This is a genomic window from Pseudobacillus sp. 179-B 2D1 NHS, from assembly GCF_045370945.1.
Taxonomy (GTDB): Bacteria; Bacillota; Bacilli; order Bacillales; family Domibacillaceae; genus Pseudobacillus.
The window spans coordinates 89,317-104,658 of record NZ_JBIQDP010000019.1; the positions used below are offsets into that span (position 1 = coordinate 89,317).

The window sequence follows — 15,342 nt, forward strand, 5'->3', positions numbered from 1 at the left end:
TGTAACTATGAAGAAGGTTATTCTTGCTTATAATCGCGTATCTCCTGAAGTAATTACACAACTGAAAGAAGACTATGAAGTCATATACTTTGAAAAAAACGAATACCTGGATGATCCTTTTTTTGTCCAAACGCTGAAGAAAGCTTCTGGCGTGATTGGGCTTGATCTAAAAGTGACAAAGGAGCTGCTTGATCTAGCTCCTGAATTAAAAATTATTTCTAACGTTTCTGTTGGCTATGACAACCTGCCAGTAGACGAGCTATCACAGCGCGGCATTATGGCAACGAATACGCCGGATGTGCTGACTGATACAACAGCAGATGCAATCTTTGGGCTTCTCCTTGCGGCAGCCCGCCGAATCGCTGAACTGGATCATTATGTAAAAAGCGAACAGTGGAACGAACTTTTGCCTCCTCACCTTTTCGGAATGGATGTTCACCATAAAAAGCTCGGCATTATCGGGATGGGCCGGATTGGACAGGCAATTGCCAAACGGGGTCACTTTGGATTCGATATGGAGATTCTCTATCATAACCGTTCAAGAAAGCTTGAGGCAGAAAATTGGTTAAACGCTTCCTATGTTTCGATGGATGAGCTGCTTGCAGAGTCCGATTTTGTCTGTTTAATGGTGCCAGCCTCTCCTGAAACCAAACAACTCATTAGCCATGAGGAATTTAAAAAGATGAAACAAACGGCTATCTTTATTAACGGCTCACGAGGACAAAACGTAGATGAAGACGCCCTTTATCATGCGCTTGAAAACGGAACAATTTGGGCGGCAGGCACCGATGTATTTACAGAAGAGCCTCTTCCTGCCGGCCATAAACTTTTAACATGCAAGAACCTAGTTACATTGCCGCATATTGGCTCATCTACAGCTGAAACCGAACATAAGATGTCTGTAGTAGCCGCTAACAATCTTCAAGCAGGTTTGAGCGGAAAGCTTCCTCCAAATTTGATAAATAAAGAGGTAAAGCTCAACCGATAAACAGATCCCTGTTTTTTCAATTGAATGGGTTTGCATAACAAGAAATGTTTAAAGCTGACCAATAAATAGTCGCATTTCGCCCTTTTCAACATATTTTGTTATTGATAGCTAATAGGAAAGGGGCAGATGTATGATGTCATTTAAGAAAAGCAACCTTCCAGGATTATTCGATGGTTCACTTCATCATTTGGTAAAGTCTATTGACTCTTTTTTCGGTGAATCATTTAAATATCTAGACACGTTTATCCATCATAATATGTTGTTCTCTGTTGACTCGTATGAAACAGATTCCGATATCATTATCGAGGCGGACCTGCCAGGGTATGAACGGGCGCAGATTCAAGTCGAAATACTCGGAGACCGGTTACGCATTTCAGCGGAAAGTTCAGGGACGATCGAAGAACATGATGATAAAAAGGCCTACTTTCATAAAAAACAAACCTTGCAAAGAATGGAGAAATTCATCACACTGCCTTTTCTTATTTCAGAAAAAGAGACTAGAGCCACTTATAAAAATGGCCTGTTAAGAATTATCACTCCAAAACAATATCATTGCAAACGACTTCTTAATATTGAATAAACTCCTTGATGTTCAAGGAGTTTTGTATTTTTATAGCAGAAATCAAAGGGGTTGGAGTTGCTATTTTTCCTACCAGACGGTAAGAAAAAATTCCATATCTCCTGAATAAAATAAAGGATGAATCACTTTTACACTGGGGTGGATAGATAAATGTGCGACTTTTCCCATGATGAATTAGTTAAGCTGGCGTGGACACTATATGAAAAAGCGGTGAATCAGGCAGCACTTGCCCCGTTTATGCACCCACGTGTCCTCCATCCGTTCAGCGCACAGAACTTACTGGCCTACCTCGCCTATAAAAACAATATACATTCTAAATTTGCAACCGCTCTTCGTAATAGAGGGCTCTGTTTGAGCTCAGAGCAGTATGTCATCCAAAGCCTACGTACCCTTTGTTCCCATTTAGACAGCTTTCCTCCCCCGTCTCCTCCTTCCCAAGAGGTGCATGCGCTATCAAGAGAGCGCAGTGAAGACGTATTCGGAAAAAGACGCTACCCAAATTTGCCTCATGTGATGGTCACGTTAGACAGCCAAATGGCCTCTCCCTCCGCTATCAAGCGGTTTTTGCTGAATGGGATGTCCATTGCCCGAATTAACTGTGCTTACGGCGAGGCATCAGCATGGAAAAAAGTGATCGATGCGATTCGTTGCGCGGAAGATCAATTAAGAAGGAAAGGAGAATATGAGGAGAAGAAGTGCCAAATTTATATGGATCTTTCAGGCCCAAAAATTAGAATTGGCCCGCTACAAAAAACAACCTATCCTTTAAAATTAGGAATAAAAAAAGATCGATTCGGCCGTCCTCTTGAAAAGAAAAAAGGCCTTATAAGCTGGCAGCCAACGACGACAAAACGATTATATGACGAGGAATATGATTTTATTCTTCACACCTGTCCTTGTGAACAATTCCGGCATTTCAGCGAAGGAGATTTTCTCTACTTTATTGATCTCCGGAACAAAAGGAGAAAATTCTTAATTACTGAGATCTCCCCCAGCGGTTTAGTTGTAAGTCTTGAAGAAACTGCTTATATTTATGAGAATACAAAACTTAGCAGCACGGACGGCCAAATAGAATTACTCGTAACTAACTTGGAGAAATCACCGATTCAAATTAAAGTCAAAAAGGGGGACTTTTTAAAAATTTATTTAAATAGCGAAATGGAGGGCTTTCCTGTCGCCGGTCCAGTAGCTGCCTGCCTTTCAGTTAGTCTCCCCGAAGCGTTTGCATCTGTCCGGGAAGGGGACAGAATCTTTATTGATGATGGCAAAATACAGTCTGTAGTAAGAGAGCACAACGATGAATTTATTGTGGCAGAGATCTTATCGCCAGACATGAGCCTAACCATTAAAGAAAACAAAGGAATCAACCTTCCTGACTGCAAGGTTCATCTAACGGTTCCGGCCTTAACAGAAAAAGATGAGAAAGATCTTGCATTTATCTGTGAGCACGCAGATATAGCAGGCATCTCATTTGTACATGGCCCCGAAGACCTGAGAAAGCTGCAGGAACTTCTTCAAAGATATCCAAAAAAAGAATTAGCTGTCGTTGCCAAAATTGAAACGAAAGAAGCGATTCATAACTTCTCATCCATTCTGCTGGAAGGGCTGACTTTTTCAAAATTTGGCATTATGATAGCAAGAGGCGATTTAGCAATCGAGATAGGTTTTCAGCAATTGCCAGTGGTCCAAGAAGAAATTTTATCGCTATGCCGTGCCTCTCATGTGCCGGTTATCCTTGCCACACAAGTGTTAGAATCATTAGCTAAAAAAGGAATCCCTTCTCGTTCCGAATTGGCCGATTTGTCCTTTGGAAGTGAATTTGATTGTTTAATGTTAAATAAAGGACCCTTTATGAAAGAAACACTTTCATTTTTAACAGATGCCCTTTTTGTCATCTCGCAAGTAAAAGAGCAGAACGAGATGATTACACGCCCTTCACCCTTCACCCATAAACAGGATCCACTTATTATCTAAATGAAAAAACCTTTTCTGAATATACTAGAAAAGGTTTTTTCGTTTTAGGCGATAAATGTTAAATAAATTATACCGATGATAAGAAAAACGCCACACAGGGCCAGCAATACTTTCGCTAATGTTTCCATAGTTCTTATGCTCCTTATTAATCTAAAGCTGCACCGATGACATAAGACAACCCGACAGAAATAACCATAGAGATAAAGCCGACAGCACGATTGTCATTTTCAATTTCTTCATCAATTTTAAAACGGGGAGTTAAAAACTCAAAAATAAAATAACCCGCTAGCAATAAAACAAAGCCAAATGCTCCCCATCCAATCATTGTCAACACCGTATCGTTATGGGCAATAGAGTGGCGGAAAATGTTTGCCAGTCCAAATATTTTTCCGCCAGTTGCCATTGCAACAGCCATATTTCCTTTTTTTATTTCTTCCCAGTTGCGGTATTTAGTTACCAGTTCAAACAAGGCTAACGCTAGTATAATACAGACAACAACGACACTGTAATAACCGGCAAGCTGTATAAATTCATTTTCCCAAAACTGGTTCATACATATAAAGCCCCTCTTATTTTAATTCGACGACAGTCACGCCGCTGCCACCTTCTCCAGCTTCACCAAAGCGCGTGCGTTTTACCGAGCGATGATTTTTCAAATAATCCTGAACGCCTTTTCTGAGCGCTCCTGTTCCTTTGCCGTGAATGATAGAAACACGCGGATATCCGGCAAGCAAAGCGTCATCAATATATTTCTCCAACCTTGCTAATGCATCTTCATAACGCTCGCCGCGCAAGTCAAGTTCGAGGCTGACATGATAATCTTTTCCACGCACCGTGGCAAGCGGTTTCGGCTCTGCTTTTTTCTCTGACTTCATAAATTGCAGATCGCTTTCTTTCACCTTCATTTTCATGATGCCGATTTGCACATTCCATTCTTTGTCCCCGGCCTTTTCAAGAAGCGTCCCCTTTTGATCAAAACTAAGAACTTTTACTTCATCTCCCGGCTTTAGCACTCGTTCCGTAGATGCTACCTTCTTCTTCGGTGCTTTCTTCGTCTCTGGTACCGCTTCTGTCAAACGTCGCTTGGCTTCAATCAATTCATGTTCCTTCACATCTGCCTGCTTCTCAAGCCTCATCGTGCGCAGGTCACGAATCACCTCTTCGGCTTCTGCTTTCGCTTTCTCCACAATATCTGCCGCTTGCTTGCGCGCCTTTTCAGCAAGCTCCTCTTTATGGGCATAATATTCTTGCATTTGCTTTTGCATTTCTTTATGGAACTGTTCAGCCATTTTCAAATATTCACGAGCTTCTCGTTCTTCCTCTTCCGCTTTTCTGCGCGCTTGCTCGAGCGAAGCAATCATCTGATCTACTTCATTTGTATCCGCACCAATCAAGCTTCGCGCCTGCTGAATAACATTGTCATTAAGGCCTAGACGGCTGGAAATTTCAAAGGCATTGCTTCGTCCCGGCACACCAATTAACAGCCGGTACGTAGGACTGAGCGTTTCCACGTTAAATTCAACACTTGCATTGACAACCCCTTCACGGTTGTAACCATACGCCTTCAGTTCCGGATAATGGGTAGTCGCGATGACACGAGCGCCACGATTATGCACATCGTCGAGGATAGCCATCGCAAGAGCCGCCCCTTCCTGAGGATCAGTACCGGCGCCAAGCTCATCAAACAACACCAGGCTGTCATGGTCTACCTGCTCTAAAATGTCAACAATGTTCACCATATGGGATGAAAAGGTACTCAAGCTTTGTTCAATAGATTGCTCATCCCCAATATCAGCAAAAATGGAGCCAAACACAGCTGTTTCTGATCCATCAAGGGCCGGAATAGGCAGGCCGGCCTGAGCCATGAGTGTTGTAAGACCGACAGTTTTTAATGTTACTGTTTTTCCTCCGGTGTTCGGTCCAGTAATTAAGATCGTCGTATATTCTTTTCCAAATTCAATATCATTTGCTACTGCCTCATCGATAGGCAAAAGCGGGTGACGAGCTTTATTCAGACGAATATAGCCGTTTTCATTCACTAACGGTTTTGACCCTTTAATTACCCGGCCGAACTTTGCTTTCATAAACATAAAATCAAGTTCGCCAAGCAAGCCGGTTAAATAATAGAGCTCTTCTCCATGCTGTTCAACTTCCACCGTTAATTCAGTGAAAATCCGTTCAATCTCCAATTGTTCCTTCAATTTAAACTCCCGGATTTGGTTATTCATTTGCACAATAGACTCGGGTTCAATAAATAGCGTTTGTCCGGATGAAGACTGGTCATGAACAATGCCGCCGTAGTGTCCTCTGTACTCCTGCTTTACAGGAATTACGTAGCGGTCGTTTCTAATTGTAATAATGGTATCGGAGAGCATCTTTTGAGCATTGCTTCCGCGAATCAAACTCTCAAGCTTTCCGCGAATTCGGCTTTCATTCGCACGAAGCTGCTGGCGGATATGACGAAGAGTTTCACTGGCCGAGTCAAGAACGCCGCCATGCTCATCAACTGTATGTTTAATCCGGTGTTCAAGCGGTGTCAACACCGGCAGCTGCTCTGCTTTTTCAGAAAGGATCGGTAAGCCTTCCCCTTCTTCCACTAAATCATGAATAAATTGCTTCATCATACGGCCAGCATAAATGGTGCTTGCTACTTGGACAAATTCCATTCCATTCAACATACCGCCGATTTGTGCCCGTTTTACTTGTGGCCGGACATTATAAATACCGCCGAGCGGTGCATGCCCCTTAAGACGAAGCACGCGCGCCGCCTCATCGGTTTCTTCCTGGAGACGGACTACTTCATCGTAAGAGACAGATGGCTTCAATCCTTCTGCCTGCTCTCTCCCTAAGCTGGAAGCCGCATGTTCAGCAAGCTGCTGCTTAATTTTGTCAAACTCAAGAGTTTTTAATACCTTCTTATTCACGTAACAGGATTCCTCCCTATTTGTTTCGATTAATAAATGCTAAAAATTCTTCTTTGCTGTAAGTGTTGACAACCGTTTCTGAACGGAGCCATCCTTTTCTTGCAGCCTTAGCCCCAACTTCCATGAAGTCAAGATGTTCAATGGCATGGGCATCTGTATTAATAAATATTTTCACGCCGGCAGCCTGAGCCTGCTTCAAATGTTCTGCAGATAGATCTAATCGATGTGGATTAGCATTCAATTCAAGAGCCGTATTTGTTTCTTTTGCCAGTTGGATAAGCCTCTCCATATCTACATCGTAACCGTCACGCCGCCCAATCAGCCGGCCGGTTGGATGGGCAATCAAATCAACATGTGGATTCAACAAAGCTGTTTTCAACCGTTCCATAATCGTTTCACATGGTTGTGAAAAACTTGAGTGGATTGAAGCGATAACAAAATCGAGCTGGCTCAATATTTCATCATCGTAATCCAATGTGCCATCTGGAAGGATGTCCATTTCAATCCCCGACAAAATTTCAATATCTTCGTATTGCGCGTTTAGCTGGCGAATTTCTTCATTTTGCTTTAGCAGTCGCTCAATCGACAAACCGTTGGCTACCTTTAAAAAACGCGAGTGATCAGTAATGGCCATATACTCATATCCCTTAGCCCGACAGGCCTCTACCATTTCTTCGAGCGAATAGGCCCCATCTGACCAAGTCGTATGCATATGGACATCCCCTTTGATGTCGTCTAGGTGGATGAGACGCCCAAATCCAGGAAACTGTTCCACTTCTGTTCCATCCTCCCGAATCTCTGGAGGAATCCATGGCAGTTGGAAATGATGATAGAAAGCTTCTTCCGTTTCAAATGTAGCTATTTCTCCCGTCTCATTGGATTCAACGCCATATTCGCTAATTTTCTCCCCGCGTTCTTTTGCCAGCTGGCGCATGCGGACATTATGGTCTTTCGAGCCCGTGAAATGATGCAGAGTAGAAGCAAATTCTTCCGCTGTGACGATACGGAAATCAACTGATACGTCCCAATCTCCGGCAATAACGACCGAAACTTTTGTCTCTCCTGCTGCAATCACTTCTTTAATTCCTGGAAGCGCTAGTAATTGCTCCTTGACTGCAGCGGCTTTGTCAGCAGCGATAATGAAATCCAGATCTTTAATCGTTTCTCGGAGACGGCGCAAACTTCCTGCCCGTGAGAACCGCTGAATCCCTGACATATCAGCAAGATGTCGCTCAATCGATTCAGCAAGCGGCAGCATGTATGAGATCGGCAATCTTTCTGGGCGCTTTCCGGCCTCTTCGATGGCAGCAAGAATCTTTTCTTCTGTTTTCGCTCCAAACCCAGGCAGCTCACGCACTTTTTTCAGTTCGCAAACTTCTTGCAAGTCTTCTATATTTTTTACATTTAGCTCTTTATATAACTTAGCAATTTTTTTGCCGCCGAGTCCCGGCAGCTGTAGTAAAGGAACAAGTCCGGCAGGTACTTCTTCCTGCAATTCTTTTAACGTAGCAGATTCGCCGGTCTCCAAATATTCTTTAATAACGGCGCTTGTACCCTTGCCAATCCCGGGGATTTTTGTCATATCATCAATTTCAGCCAGGCTGCGATCATCTGTTTCTAAAGCAGCCGCCGCTTTTCGAAAAGCCGAAATTTTAAACGGATTTTCCCCTTTTAATTCCATATACATCGCGATTTTTTCCAACAAACGAATAATATCTTTTTTATTGATCATTGTCGTCACCATGCTTTCAAAATCGATCATTTTCTCCATTTTAATAGTAACAGAAAAGCCAGACAAAACAAAAACTTCTCTTTCAAAAAGAGAAGCGGTTCAATTGGGCAAGCGACTCAAAATTTTTGAGCGCATCTGACAAATAAGGTGTATGATGGATCATATAGCCGGCAATGGATGAGTTAGCAATCATGGAAGAGACTTCAGTAGGTAGCAGCATGCCCAGATACACGATCACAAATAAGACAAGATAAATTTCCACAAAACCGAGAACGCCTCCGCCCACTTTATTCACTTCCCTCAAAATCGGGATATGGGCAATGGCATCCAAGAAAGAGCCTAGCATAGATAAAACAATTTTTACTAGAATAAAAACAAGAATAAAAGCAATCGCTCCATAATAAAAAGATTCAAAGCCAGAGGCTACTAAACTAAACGACGGACTTTGATCAACCGGTGGCATAGGAATCCACGCTTTTAACACGGGTGCCACTTGTTCCCGAAGTGCAAGAGCGGCGATGATAGCAATAATCGATCCTGCTATATGAAAAAATTGCAAAATAAATCCTCGCTTTAAGCCAATGACAATACCGGCAAGCAATAAAACAATTAAAATAATATCAATCATATTGGTCATCCCTTTAATTCTCTTAATTCTTCTTTTAATAGTTCCATTTCTTCTTGTAATTTTACATAATCATGAACTGTATTTACAGCAGCTAATACTGCTATTTTATTCAAATCAAGCACAGGATTCTTCATTTTGATTTCCCGCATTTTCTCATCGACCAAACGGGCGACATGCCGGATATGACTTTTCGATTCCGTGCCGACAATTGTATAATGATGTCCGTATATGTCAACCGTAATCCGGTTTTTCTCTTCATTCGACAATGGAATGCCCCCATTCGTAAAGAATCCTATCTGTTATCATACCATGAGCAGGAAGCCATGAAAAGCCGCAAGTATAAAGGAGAGATTCTAGATGAGTCACACTGTTTTGAACGTATCAAGCACGACCCTTTCGGAAATGAAAACCCATTATGCTTCTCAGGCCACTGGCAAGTTGCCAGCGGGAGCCATCTTCACAGCTAAAACGGCTGCCTGCACGATTACTGGCTATCGCTCAGGAAAAGTTTTGTTTCAAGGGAAAGATGCTCTATTGGAAGCGGAAAAATGGCAAGGGGAACAAGCAAAAGCTGCTCCTGCTAAGAAAAAGAAACCAGCGCCTGCCCTATTGCCGCCCGGATTCTCTGAAATGTCGGTTATTGGCAGTGATGAAGTCGGAACTGGTGATTATTTTGGCCCCATTACCGTTGTTAGCGCATTGGTAAGAAAAGAACAGCTAGATGAACTGCGAGCAATAGGGGTCCGTGATTCCAAGGATCTAACCGATAAGCAAATCATTAGCATTGCCAAGAAGATTGCTAAGGTTGTGCCGTACAGCCTGCTTATTTTAAGAAACGAGAAATATAATGCTCTTCAGCAAAAAGGCATGTCACAAGGAAAAATAAAAGCTTTGCTTCATAATCAAGCGCTGATCAATTTGCATCAAAAAATCTCGCCAGAGCGTCCCGATGCCGTCCTAATTGATCAATTCGCCGAAAGGAACACCTATTATCGTTATTTACAAGACCAAAAAGACGTATTCCGGGAAAATGTGTTTTTCAGCACAAAAGGAGAAGGGATCCACTTGTCTGTAGCTGCTGCCTCAATCATTGCTCGCTATGCCTTTGTTAAACAAATGGATGAGTTAAGCAATGAAGCTGGCTTCCCGATTCCCAAAGGCGCTGGCAGCCAGGTGGATGTCGCTGCCGCCCGATTGATCCGTGAAAAAGGAGAAGGGGCACTGACGCACTTTACAAAAAAGCATTTTGCTAACACACAAAAAGCATTGAATCTTGTGAGCAAGCGCTGAAGGAACAAAGCCGGACCCGATCAATCGGGCCGGCTTTTCTTACATAGCTGTCTCTATATTATGAAGGACAAGTTGTTCATTTATATAAGCATTTTTCTGCTTTATGGGCTGTAGGCGCACAGTCTTTTAGAAATGAGAAAAGCACCCCTTCATTAGATAGGAGTGCTTAAAGAAATATTAGCTTCTTAATTCGGCCCCGGCTTTTTCTTTCAATGCTTCCAATACGCCGTTATGAACCTTGACAACTTCTTCATCCGTTAAGGTTTTCTCTGGATCAAAGTATTTAAGTGAGAAGGCAATCGACTTCTTACCCGCCTCTACATGCTCACCTTGATACAAATCAAATACATGGACATCTTTTAACAGCTTTCCACCGGCTCCTTCAATCACCTCTTTAAGTTTGCCAGCCTCTACCTTGCTATCGACAACGAGAGCAATATCACGGGTGATAGATGGGAAACGCGGAATTGGCTCGTAAGCAACCGCCTCTGTTTTTGCTGTAAACAGTGGGCTCAGTTTCAATTCAAACACATATGTTTCTTTTATATCAAGAGCTTTCGCCTGTTGCGGATGTACCTGGCCAACAAATCCAATCTCTTGTCCATCGAGCTCGACTACAGCGGTCCGCCCTGGGTGCATGCCGGAGATTTCCGCTTTCTTGAATGTGATTCGCTCCAAGAGGCCGAGCTCGGCAAACAATCCTTCCAACACACCTTTTGCTACAAAGAAATCGACGGCCTTCTTTTCACCTTGCCATAAGTGTTCTTCCCATAAGCCGGTAATCGCTCCGGACAAATGTTCTTCTTCTGTTGGCAGCTCGGCATCCGTCTCTTTCAAGAAGACGCTGCCGATTTCGTAAAGGGCGAGTGAGTCGATTTGACGCGCATTATTATAAGCGACAGCACTCAACAGTTGAGGAACAATGCTTAAGCGCAAATATGCATGCTCTTCGCTCATCGGCATCGCCAACTTAATTGGCTCGCGTGAATCCAATGCATATTCTTTCGCTTTTTTCTCACTTGTCAACGTATAAGTGATCGCTTGATTTAAGCCGGCTCCTTCCAAGAAACGGCGGACCGCTCGACGTTTTTCCTGGTAATCTGTCAAGCCGCCTGGATAAGTTGCGCCGACCGGGACGGTTGTCGGCAAATGATCATATCCGTATAAACGGGCTACCTCTTCCACTAGATCTTCTGAAATCGTAATATCGCCGCGACGAGTTGGTACTGTGACGATAAACTCATCATTATCAAGGGTGACCCCAAATTTTAAACGTCGGAAAATATCCTCTACCTCTGTCGTTTGTAAATGCGTTCCAAGCACACGATTTAATTTTTCAAGTGTCACTGATACCACTTTCGGTTCAAGGTCCATTTCACCGGCTACTACGCTGCCTGCCAGCACTTGGCCGCCAGCATACAGAGCCATTAATTGCGCCGCACGGTCAGCTGCTGCCTGCAGACGATTTGGGTCAACGCCCTTTTCAAAACGGGCACTCGCTTCAGAACGAAGGCCGTGATCCTTCGATGCCTGGCGTACGCGCTGCCCATTGAAATAAGCAGATTCAATTAACACAGTCGTTGTATCAGCTTCTACTTCTGAGTTAGCTCCCCCCATAACACCAGCTAGAGCAATCCCTTCTTCGCCATTGGTAATTAGCAAATGTTCAGATGATAATGTCCGTTCTGTACTATCAAGCGTAACAAGCTGTTCACCATCTTGTGCACGACGAACGACAATTTCTTTTGAGCCTAATCGGTCATAATCAAATGCATGTAACGGCTGGCCGTATTCAAGTAAAATATAGTTCGTAATATCAACGACATTATTGTGCGGACGGATGCCCTCTGCCATTAAACGTGCCTGCATCCAAAGCGGTGACGGGCCGATTTTCACGTCTTTCACGATACGGGCGATATAGATTGGATTATCTTCTTTCGCGTCGATGTTTACTTTAATCCAATCCTCTGTACGCTCAGCCGCTTCTTCTACTTTGATCTCTGGAAGCTTCACTTCTTTATCAAGAATAGCGGCAACTTCATAGGCCACTCCAATCATACTCAAGCAGTCCGAACGGTTCGGTGTGAGGCCAAGCTCCAGCACCTCATCATCTAGATTTAATTGCTGCAATGCATCTTCACCTGGTGTCACATCGTTTGGAAAAACAAAGATGCCTTCCGCATATTCTTTGGCAACGAGCTTGCTTTCAATGCCTAGCTCTTGCAAAGAACAGATCATTCCATTGGATGCTTCGCCGCGCAGTTTTGCTTTTTTAATCTTAAAGTTGCCCGGAAGTACAGCGCCTACTTTGGCAACAGCTACTCTTTGCCCTTTATCTACATTCGGCGCCCCACAGACAATTTGCACCGGCTCTGCTTCACCGATATCTACTTGGCATACATTCAGCTTGTCGGCATTCGGATGCTGTTCTTTTTCGAGAACATGACCGATGACAACACCTTTAATGCCTTCACCCAGCACCTCTACACCTTCCACTTCAATTCCGCTGCGTGTGATTTTTTCTGCTAATTCCTTTGCCGGCATGCCGTCTAAATCGACATACTCGCTTAGCCATTTATATGAAACAAACATTAGTTACCCCTCCAGTTATTCATGTTCTGCAAATTGCTTTAAGAAACGAACATCATTTGTGTAAAAATGACGGATATCATCAATTCCATATTTCAGCATAGCAATTCGGTCAGGCCCCATTCCAAATGCAAATCCGGTATACTTTTTCGAATCAAAGCCAGCCATCTCTAATACATTCGGATGTACCATACCCGCACCTAAAATCTCAATCCAGCCGGTTCCTTTACAAATCCGGCAGCCTTTCCCGCCACACATGCAGCTGACGTCCACTTCAACAGACGGCTCTGTAAATGGAAAGAAGCTCGGACGTAAGCGGATTTCCCGGTCTTCACCGAACAATTTTTTGGCAAATACTTCAAGCGTTCCTTTTAAGTCCCCCATGCTGATGTTTTCATCGACAGCCAGCCCTTCAATTTGTGTAAATTGATGGGAATGTGTCGCGTCATCATTGTCACGGCGATATACTTTACCTGGACAAATAATTTTTACTGGACCTTTGCCTTCATGCTTCTCCATCGTACGTGCCTGCACAGGGGAAGTATGCGTACGCAGCAAGATATCTTCAGTGATGTAGAAAGAATCCTGCATATCACGTGCTGGATGTCCTTTTGGCAAGTTCAAGGCTTCAAAGTTGTAATAATCCGTTTCTACTTCCGGCCCTTCAGCAATGGAATATCCCATGCTGATAAATAAATCTTCAATTTCTTCCACAACTTTTGTGAGCGGATGAACATTGCCTGTTTTTACTGGACGGCCCGGAAGTGAGATGTCGATGGTTTCTTTTTCCAGCTGTTCCTGAATGGCTTTTTGCTCCAAAGCAGACTGTTTGCCTTCAATAGCTGACGCTACAGCAGCACGTACTTCATTCGCAAGGGCCCCCATTTTCGGGCGTTCTTCCGCCGATAGTTTCCCCATGCCTTTTAACACTTCTGTAATTGGCCCCTTCTTTCCTAAGTAAGCGACCCGGATGTCATTCAGCTGCTTGAGCTCTTCTGCTGCTTCCACCTTTGCGAGTGCTTCAATTTGTAACTCTTTTAATTGCTGCTCCACTTGAAAGTCCTCCTTTATTTTGTAGAACAAGTGCCCTAAGGTTGACTGTTTGCCAGCTCTTTGGGAAAAGTTCCTTATTTTCATGTTTTTAACCAATAAAAAAAGCCCCGTCTCCCGGAAAGGGACGAGGCTTTGGTCGCGGTACCACCCTTTTTAACATGCCAAGCATGTTCACTTCATTGAGGTAACGGTTCTTCACCGGAGCACCTTTACGCAGCAAGCGGTCCTGATGCCGGCTCGAGAGGTGAACTTCACTCACCATTTCATAAAAGTGCTTCCAGTCCGCGGCACTTTCTCCCTGAAAGAAATTTAATGAGTTACTCTTCTCTGTCATTGCCTTTTTTATTATGTAATTACCGTTATTATAGTCAACGCTCATAGAAAATTCAAACGTTTTTCAAAGAATGTTTAAAATGATACAGTAAGATGCCCGCAGCAACGGCTACATTAAGCGATTCGCTCTTCCCATAAATCGGAATATACACGTTGCTATCTGTCTCCTTCAGTAAGGCCTCTTCCACCCCACTCCCCTCATTGCCAACGAGCAAGGCAAAGGAATTATTCACTTGTGCTTCTCGATAGTCAGATGCCCGATGGAGCGATGTACCAAACACCCGAATTCCTTGTTCCTTTAACTGCTGAATCGCTTCAAGCAACGGCATCTGAACGATCGGCAAGTGAAAATGGCTTCCTTGCGCCGAGCGGAGCACTTTCGAATTATATGGATCGGCACAGCCCATTCCGAGAATGATGCCATCCAATCCGGCTGCATCTGCTGTCCGAATCATCGTACCGATATTGCCTGGGTCCTGAACGGCATCAATGAGTAAATATGTGCGTCCCTGAAGCGTTTTTGACAGCTCCTGTTTGTGACAGATAGCAAATACGCCTTGTCCTGATTCTGTATCAGAAAGAGTCTTGGCTATTTCAGGCGTGACCATCGTTATCTCTAAGCCGTCTACACTCCAGTTTGCCGGCAGTACGGCTTCTTCTGAGACAATTAATTCAATCACTTCCTCTTTGTGATTCAGTGCCTCTTCAACTAAATGAAAGCCTTCGACCATATATTGTCCCGTTCTTTCACGTTCTTTCTTCGTTAATAGCTTTTTCCACTGTTTTACCTGTGGATTTTTCATGGATTGGATAAATTTCACGCCGTTCACTCCTTTTCCTGTTTTCGCCGCTTCATTATAGCTTAATTCTTCCGCATAATGAATGGGCAGACAGGTGAAAATAGAAAAGATCACTTTGAAAAGGAGCGATCTACATGAATTTTAACTTACGCAACGCCGTATTAGCCAATGTATCAGGAAGTTCTCAAGAGCAGCTGGAACATACCATTGTCGATGCTATTCAGCGCAATGAAGAGAAAATGCTGCCAGGTCTTGGCGTCCTGTTCGAAGTGTTCTGGCAGAATGCCGATGAACAGGAAAAACAGCATATGCTGCAGACATTGGAAGCAGGACTGAAATAAAAAAGTGAAGTGATCCAAAATTATTTTGGGTCACTTCAGTTTGTCGACAAAAGGGGTTCGGAATAGTCTTATTCCGAACCCCTTTTGATTTTTCGGTAGTTTTAAAGCCC

Annotated in this window: 13 protein-coding genes and 1 other annotated feature; of the genes, 5 read left to right on the plus strand and 8 right to left on the minus strand. The window is 43.6% G+C overall.

Going from position 1 to position 15,342, the window contains the following annotated elements; translation table 11 throughout:
* The first annotated feature begins 7 nt into the window (after positions 1-7).
* The 3 genes from ACH0BF_RS17785 to ACH0BF_RS17795 all read left to right on the plus strand — a co-directional run bounded on the left by ACH0BF_RS17785 (position 8) and on the right by ACH0BF_RS17795 (position 3,542).
* On the plus strand, positions 8-988 hold the full coding sequence (locus ACH0BF_RS17785) for a 2-hydroxyacid dehydrogenase (protein WP_406909908.1): 981 nt from the start codon (positions 8-10) through the stop codon (positions 986-988).
* Between the two features lie 130 nt (positions 989-1,118).
* Entirely contained in the window at positions 1,119-1,568 is a 450-nt protein-coding gene (locus tag ACH0BF_RS17790; RefSeq protein ID WP_120033549.1) for an Hsp20/alpha crystallin family protein, read from the plus strand.
* Positions 1,569-1,718: 150 nt separating this feature from the next.
* Positions 1,719-3,542: a pyruvate kinase gene (locus ACH0BF_RS17795; protein ID WP_406909909.1), complete on the plus strand. Its 1,824-nt coding sequence runs from the start codon at positions 1,719-1,721 to the stop codon at positions 3,540-3,542.
* A gap of 145 nt (positions 3,543-3,687) precedes the next feature.
* Here the strand turns inward: ACH0BF_RS17795 and ACH0BF_RS17800 are convergent, their stop codons facing one another.
* The 5 genes from ACH0BF_RS17800 to zapA all read right to left on the minus strand — a co-directional run bounded on the left by ACH0BF_RS17800 (position 3,688) and on the right by zapA (position 9,092).
* Positions 3,688-4,095: a DUF350 domain-containing protein gene (locus ACH0BF_RS17800; protein WP_120033555.1), complete on the minus strand. Its 408-nt coding sequence runs from the start codon at positions 4,093-4,095 to the stop codon at positions 3,688-3,690.
* A 16-nt stretch (positions 4,096-4,111) separates the two neighbouring features.
* Entirely contained in the window at positions 4,112-6,466 is a 2,355-nt protein-coding gene (locus ACH0BF_RS17805) for an endonuclease MutS2 (RefSeq protein ID WP_340853051.1), read from the minus strand.
* A 16-nt stretch (positions 6,467-6,482) separates the two neighbouring features.
* A complete protein-coding gene (gene polX / locus ACH0BF_RS17810; RefSeq protein WP_406909914.1) occupies positions 6,483-8,198 on the minus strand; it encodes a DNA polymerase/3'-5' exonuclease PolX in 1,716 nt (571 codons plus the stop codon).
* A gap of 82 nt (positions 8,199-8,280) precedes the next feature.
* Complete coding sequence (locus tag ACH0BF_RS17815) at positions 8,281-8,835, minus strand: CvpA family protein (protein WP_340853049.1); 555 nt, start codon at positions 8,833-8,835, stop codon at positions 8,281-8,283.
* Positions 8,832-9,092: a cell division protein ZapA gene (zapA, locus tag ACH0BF_RS17820; protein WP_340853047.1), complete on the minus strand. Its 261-nt coding sequence runs from the start codon at positions 9,090-9,092 to the stop codon at positions 8,832-8,834. Before zapA ends, ACH0BF_RS17815 begins: the two co-directional genes overlap by 4 nt.
* A gap of 91 nt (positions 9,093-9,183) precedes the next feature.
* Between zapA and rnhC the strand changes: the two genes are divergently transcribed.
* The gene (gene rnhC / locus ACH0BF_RS17825) at positions 9,184-10,116 is read left to right on the plus strand and encodes a ribonuclease HIII (RefSeq protein WP_120033563.1); all 933 of its coding nucleotides are present in this window, start codon (positions 9,184-9,186) and stop codon (positions 10,114-10,116) included.
* A gap of 177 nt (positions 10,117-10,293) precedes the next feature.
* Here rnhC and pheT read toward each other — a convergent pair whose 3' ends face one another.
* The 3 genes from pheT to ACH0BF_RS17840 form a co-directional block, all read right to left on the minus strand.
* On the minus strand, positions 10,294-12,708 hold the full coding sequence (gene pheT, locus ACH0BF_RS17830) for a phenylalanine--tRNA ligase subunit beta (protein ID WP_406909910.1): 2,415 nt from the start codon (positions 12,706-12,708) through the stop codon (positions 10,294-10,296).
* Between the two features lie 15 nt (positions 12,709-12,723).
* The gene (gene pheS, locus ACH0BF_RS17835) at positions 12,724-13,758 is read right to left on the minus strand and encodes a phenylalanine--tRNA ligase subunit alpha (RefSeq protein ID WP_340853044.1); all 1,035 of its coding nucleotides are present in this window, start codon (positions 13,756-13,758) and stop codon (positions 12,724-12,726) included.
* A gap of 117 nt (positions 13,759-13,875) precedes the next feature.
* Positions 13,876-14,101: a binding site (T-box leader), on the minus strand.
* Positions 14,102-14,144: 43 nt separating this feature from the next.
* Complete coding sequence (locus tag ACH0BF_RS17840; RefSeq protein WP_340853043.1) at positions 14,145-14,912, minus strand: TrmH family RNA methyltransferase; 768 nt, start codon at positions 14,910-14,912, stop codon at positions 14,145-14,147.
* A 113-nt stretch (positions 14,913-15,025) separates the two neighbouring features.
* Here ACH0BF_RS17840 and sspI point away from each other — a divergent pair, with 113 nt between their 5' ends.
* Positions 15,026-15,232: a small acid-soluble spore protein SspI gene (gene sspI, locus ACH0BF_RS17845; protein ID WP_120033571.1), complete on the plus strand. Its 207-nt coding sequence runs from the start codon at positions 15,026-15,028 to the stop codon at positions 15,230-15,232.
* Positions 15,233-15,342 lie beyond the last annotated feature (110 nt).

What these genes read in the sequence shown, in the direction of transcription:
- ACH0BF_RS17785 (WP_406909908.1), top strand. Translation starts at nt 8, where the DNA reads ATGAAGAAGGTTATTCTTGCTTATAATCGCGTATCTCCTGAAGTAATT.
- ACH0BF_RS17790 (WP_120033549.1), top strand. Translation starts at nt 1,119, where the DNA reads ATGATGTCATTTAAGAAAAGCAACCTTCCAGGATTATTCGATGGTTCA.
- ACH0BF_RS17795 (WP_406909909.1), top strand. Translation starts at nt 1,719, where the DNA reads ATGTGCGACTTTTCCCATGATGAATTAGTTAAGCTGGCGTGGACACTA.
- ACH0BF_RS17800 (WP_120033555.1), bottom strand. Translation starts at nt 4,095, where the DNA reads ATGAACCAGTTTTGGGAAAATGAATTTATACAGCTTGCCGGTTATTAC.
- polX (WP_406909914.1), bottom strand. Translation starts at nt 8,198, where the DNA reads ATGATCAATAAAAAAGATATTATTCGTTTGTTGGAAAAAATCGCGATG.
- ACH0BF_RS17815 (WP_340853049.1), bottom strand. Translation starts at nt 8,835, where the DNA reads ATGACCAATATGATTGATATTATTTTAATTGTTTTATTGCTTGCCGGT.
- rnhC (WP_120033563.1), top strand. Translation starts at nt 9,184, where the DNA reads ATGAGTCACACTGTTTTGAACGTATCAAGCACGACCCTTTCGGAAATG.
- pheT (WP_406909910.1), bottom strand. Translation starts at nt 12,708, where the DNA reads ATGTTTGTTTCATATAAATGGCTAAGCGAGTATGTCGATTTAGACGGC.
- sspI (WP_120033571.1), top strand. Translation starts at nt 15,026, where the DNA reads ATGAATTTTAACTTACGCAACGCCGTATTAGCCAATGTATCAGGAAGT.